Source organism: bacterium, assembly GCA_040755755.1.
Classification (GTDB): Bacteria; SZUA-182; SZUA-182; order DTGQ01; family DTGQ01; genus DTGQ01.
Window position 1 is genome coordinate 61,833 of the sequence record JBFLZW010000016.1, and the last position, 6,830, is coordinate 68,662.

The 6,830-nt window shown below is 51.7% G+C and carries 7 protein-coding genes, 1 pseudogene and 1 riboswitch; all 8 genes and pseudogenes read right to left on the reverse strand.

Annotated elements, in window-relative coordinates; translation table 11 throughout:
* Positions 1-3: 3 nt before the first annotated feature.
* Entirely contained in the window at positions 4-849 is an 846-nt protein-coding gene (locus tag AB1611_05610) for an ATP-binding cassette domain-containing protein (protein ID MEW6379067.1), read from the reverse strand.
* 16 nt (positions 850-865) lie between these two features.
* Positions 866-1,633, reverse strand: coding sequence for a cobalt ECF transporter T component CbiQ (cbiQ, locus tag AB1611_05615; GenBank protein ID MEW6379068.1), 768 nt, complete (start codon positions 1,631-1,633; stop codon positions 866-868).
* Positions 1,608-1,922 (reverse strand): hypothetical protein, encoded by a 315-nt coding sequence (locus AB1611_05620; GenBank protein ID MEW6379069.1) that lies wholly within the window; start codon positions 1,920-1,922, stop codon positions 1,608-1,610. The genes cbiQ and AB1611_05620 overlap by 26 nt, the downstream gene beginning before the upstream one ends.
* A 35-nt stretch (positions 1,923-1,957) precedes the next feature.
* Positions 1,958-2,704 carry an energy-coupling factor ABC transporter permease gene (locus tag AB1611_05625; protein MEW6379070.1) on the reverse strand — a complete coding sequence of 249 codons (747 nt, stop codon included), beginning with the start codon at positions 2,702-2,704 and terminating at the stop codon, positions 1,958-1,960.
* A gap of 16 nt (positions 2,705-2,720) precedes the next feature.
* Complete coding sequence (locus AB1611_05630; GenBank protein ID MEW6379071.1) at positions 2,721-3,725, reverse strand: precorrin-8X methylmutase; 1,005 nt, start codon at positions 3,723-3,725, stop codon at positions 2,721-2,723.
* 35 nt (positions 3,726-3,760) lie between these two features.
* Positions 3,761-4,720 (reverse strand): adenosylcobinamide-phosphate synthase CbiB, encoded by a 960-nt coding sequence (gene cbiB / locus AB1611_05635; GenBank protein MEW6379072.1) that lies wholly within the window; start codon positions 4,718-4,720, stop codon positions 3,761-3,763.
* A gap of 2 nt (positions 4,721-4,722) precedes the next feature.
* Positions 4,723-5,805, reverse strand: a complete 1,083-nt coding sequence (cobD, locus tag AB1611_05640; GenBank protein ID MEW6379073.1) for a threonine-phosphate decarboxylase CobD — start codon at positions 5,803-5,805, stop codon at positions 4,723-4,725.
* 78 nt (positions 5,806-5,883) lie between these two features.
* A pseudogene (locus AB1611_05645) lies at positions 5,884-6,088 on the reverse strand (nicotinate-nucleotide--dimethylbenzimidazole phosphoribosyltransferase).
* A gap of 340 nt (positions 6,089-6,428) precedes the next feature.
* Positions 6,429-6,616, reverse strand: a riboswitch (cobalamin riboswitch).
* Positions 6,617-6,830 lie beyond the last annotated feature (214 nt).

The window sequence follows — 6,830 nt, forward strand, 5'->3', positions numbered from 1 at the left end:
TTATCATTTCCTCGACATCAGGTTCACGATTGCTCTTCTTGCCTCCCCAATAGTCAAAGGGATTTTCTCGAGCCCAAGGTGATCCTCTTTCTTTAATATTTCCAGCAAATGAGCTACCCTGGGCAGGCGCAGTTTTGCATCTCTGATCATAGGCGTATCATGGAAAATATCTTCCGGCGTCCCCACCCGCACGATGCGCCCCCGACGGAGGATAGCCAGGCGGTTGATAAACAAAGGGACCAGATCCACCATGTGAGTGGCCATAATCATGGTGATCCCTTCTTCCTGATTCAGTTTTTTAAGCAGCTTCATAATAGCGCTGACGCCCATGGGATCGAGGCCGGAGGTAGGCTCATCGAGAATTATGACTTGCGGCTGCATGGCCAGAACACCAGCCAGGCAGATGCGTTTTTTCTGGCCATAGCTCAGGGCATGTATTGACTTGTGGGCCAATGGTGCCATATCGACCAGCTCAAGGGCTTTTTTCACCCGCTGACGGACCTCAGCTTCAGACAGGCCCTGATTACAGGGGCCAAATGAAATGTCCTGCTCTACCGTCGGGGCAAAAAGCTGATCGTTGGGGTCTTGAAAAACCGTACATATCCGGGAAAAAAGGAGATTCCGATCGATAGAAGACAATGCCTCTCCCTCGAATACCACCGTGCCGGTCGAAGGTTTCAGGAGGCCATCGAGAATCTTCAAAAGGGTGGTTTTTCCTGAGCCGTTTGCCCCAAGGACGGAAAAAAACTCACCTCTCTGGATGGTCAACGAGACCTCTTCCAGGGCGCGGGTGTGGTCAGCGTAACTATAGGTGATGTTTTCCGCAGTTAAAAATGGCTGGTCCTGCATACTTGTTGCCTTACCTTCAGATGATAAACCCTGCTAAATTCAAAGACAGGAGCATGAACAAAAACAGATAATCCCTGCCGGTCAGAGGATTTACCATAACCGCAATCTTCTGGCCGCTGTATCCGCGAGTCTGCATCGACTGATACACATTCTCCGCCCGGTCAAAAGCCCTTAAAAAGATCATCCCCCCAAGAGTTTGAAGGGAGCTCAGGCTCCGCCGCCAGCCGCTATAGCCCAGGCGGACCCTTTGGGCCTCATAGATCCGGTTGGCTTCTTCGGCCAGGAGGAAGAGATAGCGGAAGACGAACAGGAAAATATCGATAAAAAGAGCAGGCACCCGAAACCAGGCCAGTGAAGATATCATCTGGTGCATCGGAGTGGTCAGGACAAGGATCAGAATCAACAGTGCTCCGCTGAGGATCAGGGAAGCCCTCAGTGCCCCCTGAATGAGCCCTTCCCGGGAGATGGTCAGCACAGGTCCATAAGGGAAGGAGAGGGAGTACATGGCGGTTCCTCGTACCACAACTCCCTGGATGAGGGCTACCATGGCTGCTATTCCTGCCGGAGGAATCATCCGGACTGCCAGATTCCTGCAAGACCCCCTGGCTGAGAGGAAGAAAACGATGGCCAGCAGGGAAAAGAATCCACAGGTCAGGAAGGAATTCCGGTAGAGGTTAATCATAAGGGCTAAAAGGGCAAAGATAATCTTGAGGCGCGCATCAAGTTGCCCAAACCAGGTGTCTGCTCCGAAGCAGCCCCTATCTGCCAGGTGATGGATCAGCATTTGGGACAGCCTTTTCCGACTCGTGGAAAAATTTATGGAATGAATAGCCCATGACAAATCCGCCAATGGTGCCCGCCAGGCAAAAGACAAACAGCAGCAGGTCTCCCTGGTCAGTATTAATGAAAGGCTCACGGGCTGAGCGGCCATACTTTTCAGCATACTTTTCGACTACCGTCTCATCGACACCAGACCATTCAGCACAAGAGGCAATCATCGACCGGGAAGTGATAAAAATACAAGAGAATAACATTATTGCCAGAAACAGGAATAGTGCCTTTTCCTTTCTCATAACCTCATTCCTCCATTATAGATCATATCTCTCACCTAAACCACCTGCAATTTCTGCAGAACTACGGGCCGGTGTTTATAAATATAAACCACGGCACCCGCAGTGAGTACCCCTTCCAGAATACATAAGGGTATCTGGGTCGGCAAGAATGAAACAAAGATCGTGGTAATGACTTTGGCCGCAGCCTCGTCACCGTGCAGGGCAAGGCCGAGTTCAACCGAAGTGGCCAGGTAGGTAAAAATATCTGCGGCTACACCGGCTATAAAAGCGCGCCAGAATAAAGGAATTTTCCATGACTTGCCCAGTCGAAAAGCGAGAAAGCCTGCCAAGGATCCGATAATGCCCATGGAGAACACATTGGCTCCGAAGGTGGTTAATCCTCCGTGGGCCAGGAAAAGCGCCTGGATGAGAAGCGCTACAGCCGCCACCGTGATGCTGGGGAAAAATCCCAGGAGAATTACCGAAAGTCCGGTGCCTGCCGGGTGACTGCACGTCCCGGCAATGGGAACGGGAACAGGGAGGCAGGAAAACACGAACACGGCCGCTCCAACCATCCCCAGCAGCGGAAGATAGCTTGGCAGCTCCTCGTTTTTCTTTTTGATATCAACCAGCCCCTTGATAAGAAAGGGGGCAGCCAAGACGGTCCAGAAGATAGCCCAGGGGAAGGGAAGAATCCCTTCTGAAATGTGCATGGCCCAGGCAGAGGTTGCCTGGAGTAATATTACCAAAACTGGTATGGAAGTAAAGGTAGCAATAAGGGTATAGTGTTTTTTCTTCATCATCTTTATCCTCATCAGGTTATGGTAATTCTCTTAACAGTGCATTGATTACTGCTGCTGCCATGGGACTGCCTCCTTTTGGTCCCAGGCAGGTGAAATAGGGGATATCCGTCTGACAGAGCTCTTCCTTGGCCTCGGATGCTCCCACAAATCCAACCGGACAGCCAATCACACCTGCCGGTGCAATCCTGTGCTGGCGGTAGAGATGAATTAATTCCCGAAGCGCGGTTGGCGCGTTGCCCACCAGAAAAACACCTTCCGGGTAGAGGGATGCTCCTTTTCGCAGGGCAGCCATGGAACGGGTGATTTTCTCCCGTTCAGCCGTCTCTCTTACTTCCTTATCACGGATAAAACAAAAGACCGGATTATGGAACCTGGCCAAAAGGGCCGGGTTCAGGCCCTCCCTGACCATGAACACGTCAGTGATAATGGGCACCCCTTTGGGCAGGGCTGCTGAAAGCTGCTGGTAAAAGTGAGGAGAAAAACGAACAGATGAAGCAATGGCGACATCCCCGGTGGCGTGAATAACCCGTTTGATTATGGGCCGCACAGGCTCCGGGAAAGCATCTTCCTGAATCCGGGCTGATATGATTTCAAAGCTCTTCCTCTCGATCAGGGCAGGATCCGAGAGGTCCGGGTCTGAGGTGTCTGGCTCAGGGTCTCCATTTTCCGCAAGTCTCTCTAGGACAATGTCCACCAGCTTGTCATGCACACCTAAAGGAGGCGTAAGCCTGATGCGCACAGAAGGATGATCCTGCCGGATGCTTTCGATCATGGCCGGGATATCCTGAAGGACATGGGCACCGGTGTAAAGAAAATAAGGATGGACGAGGATTTCCTCAACCCCTTGGGCCAGGCAATATTCAATTCCCTCCAATAAACCGGGTGAGGCGAATTGGAGAAAGACCGGTTTCACTATGGCCAGGCCGCTTTTGCTTTTGACCATCTCGGCTATGGAGTAAAGCGATTCATTGGCCTTCTGAATACGGGAACCATGTCCCAGCAAGAGCGCTGCTTTTTTCATTTTTCCTTTCCCTTTATATTTTCATTGGTCCATGCCTAGAAAAGCGCCATTCGTAACCCGATGAAGAAGAGAGTTGCCAGGGCTGTTGTCAACAGAACCAGGGCATTGGCTTTGAGAATGTGATTCAACTCCAGCCTCATGGTCTGGTCTCCTAAAACCGGCCTGAACGAAGGGCAGCCGGAGTAATAGTTCAATCCGCCTAATTGTACTCCGAGGGCCCCGGCAAATGCAGCTTCGGCCAAACCTGAATTGGGGCTGGGGTGCTTCTTCCTGTCACGCCGGAGTATCCGAAGGGAATTGAAGGGTTTCAGCTTCAGCAAAAAAGCAGCCATTGGCACTAAAGGCGCAGTCAGCCTGGCCGGAAGATAATTGGCTGCGTCATCAATCCTGGCCGAAGCCCAGCCGAACTCCCTGTATTGCTCATTCTTATAACCAAAGGTTGAATCAAGGGTATTAATAGCCTTGTAAATCATGGCTCCTGCCGGCCCGGCCAGGAAGGTAAAGAACAGCGGTGCAGTGATACCGTCAACCATATTCTCGGCAACACTTTCTACCGCAGCCCGCACTACACCCTCCTCATCCAGTCGGTCCGTATCGCGGCCAACCATCAGAGAAACTCTCTGTCTGGCTCTTGTAAGATCACCGGCCTTCAGACAGCGGTAGACCTGGTAGCTGTGATGGATGAGATCCCGTGCCGCCAGAGAAGTATAGATAACCAGAATTGAAACAACGTCCCCGGCCAGAGGATGAATCCATCGTGCTCCCCACTGTGCCGTTTTGATCAGCAGGGAGGTCCCCAGCCCGCTCAGGAAGATAATGACCAGAGCCAGTGCTATCCCCGCTGTCCGGGGTTTTGAGAAGGAACGCCGGAAAAGAGGCTCCAATCCGGCTGCCGATCTTCCGATCAGTTTAACCGGATGAGGAAACCAGGGAGGATCTCCAACCAAAAGATCAAGTCCCAGGGCCAGGAAAATCTGATACTCCAATCTCATCATTATTACCTGCCCGGCGAATAGCCAAGTGCGGCCTGTAATGTTTCCAGCATCCGCCTGTTTTCTTCTCTTGTTCTGATTGCCAGCCGGAAATACCGCTCGTCCAGTCCCAGAAAGTTATCGCAGACGCGAATAGCTATTCCCGCCTTGAGCATCCGGCGGGCTAAGGTTGTGGCTTTCAAGTCATTATGATCTATCCGCACCAGAAGGAAATTGGCCTTTCCCGGAAAGACCGTTAATCCGGGCAGGGAGCGAAGCTCACTGAGAATGAACTGCCGTTCCTCCCCCACCAGAGCCAGGGTCCGCCCGGCATAGTCACTATCCTGGCGGAAAAGCGCTTCCCCTGCTGCCTGGGCAATCGAGTTGACTGACCAGGGGGGAGCAATTTCCCGCACCCTTTCGACTATCGCGGCGTCAGCCGCAGCCCACCCTAATCTCAACCCGGGGATAGCGTAGAATTTGGTAAGCGAGCGAAGAAGGATGACGTTGGCGGGCCGATGAGAAATCAAACTGTCGGCACCTTCAAGAAAATCGATAAAGGCCTCATCGACCATAAAGAAGGTAGAAGGATGCTGCCTGGCCAGTAACCGCAACGAGCTCGCATCAACCGCATGGCCGGTAGGATTGTTCGGGCTGCCGATCACGACCAGTTCATTTCCTTTCAGTCGTGCCTCCAGGGTTGAAAAATCGAGACCAAATCCGCAGCTTTCTTCCAGGAGGATACCTTCGACAGACAGTCCGGCCTGGTGCGCTGCCCTGATATAATCTGCGTATGACGGCACCGGGATGAGAGCACTCGATACGGGAAGAGCTCGCGGAAAAAGATACAGGAGTTCAGTTGATCCATTGCCAACCAGAATCTCTTCTTCTCGTATAGCATACCGGTTACTGAGGGCCTTGACTAAAGACCGGCAATCAGGATCCGGGTAATGCACCAGGGAGCTTATCGTTGAGCTGATCAGAGGGCCAAGCCATTGAGGAGGTCCAAGGGGATTTATATTCGCGGAAAAATCAAGGATATCCTCAGCAGGGCAGGCGGTGATTTCAGCCAATCGATTTAAATTCCCACCATGCTCATGCCTTGACATATTGGTTTTTATGTCCATAAATGACGATGACTTCATAGCCTTGAGAGTTTTATGGTTATGTATGATACGCGAGCGTTCCTACTCACGAGCCTGGGACCCCCCGGCTTCCTCAAAAGTGGCCATACCGGTCAGAATACCTGCGGCAGCTTCGACCAGATTCATAGCCAGAGCTGCCCCCCCTGCCTTCGCCCAGCCGAAGATCAAGATCCAGCAGGGGCCTTTTCCCCAGGGTTTCCAGGGCTTTTTTATGGCCCTGTTCCATGCACTGATGAGCAGCGATCATAATAGCCGGCAGCATGATTGGAGGATGGCTGGAGCGATTATGCCAGCCAGTCCATGAGGCGGCCAAGAGCCCGCAAGGGCATGGTGAGCCGGGAAAGACGCTCCCGTGCCCTGGCACGGGCAACCGCATCTTGAGGTGCTCTTTCAGGGTCGCTTCTAATAGACTCATGTTCGAACTCCTGCTCAATGTATGATCTGTAACTTTTGACTATGACCTACTGGTGACTATAACCTGCCGGCAAAAAAAAATCCCCGGGCCTATCTGAGAACAAGCCCGGGGATGCCGTTTTCCATCCTCGCTCTCCAGCATAACCACACCCTAATCCACGAGGGGTAATCATATATCTTCCCCATTCACAGGCAGGTCTTCTGGCTTCCGGATCATCTTACTCACTGCGCCTTCCCACCCATCGAAGGCAGTGGCTTTGTGCAGATTTCATCCCCGGTTACAGCGGCGGGTCCGCAATGGTTTTCCACCATTTTCCCTTGAAAGCCTTTCTCTGGCTTTTCCTGTGAATCATATTTTGATAAATTATAAGATATATACCATTCATTGTCAAGATAAAATACTGTTAGTGAGTAGAAGAAATGGAGTTTCTCCTAATTTGGATTTAGGCCGAATGGCACTTACATAAGAATTAGTAATTCTCCCGCAGAGACGCTGAGACGCAGAGGATATCATTGAAAAGTAAAAGTAAAACAAGTTCCTCCTTGTGCCTTTTTACTTTTTGCTTGCTTCCAGG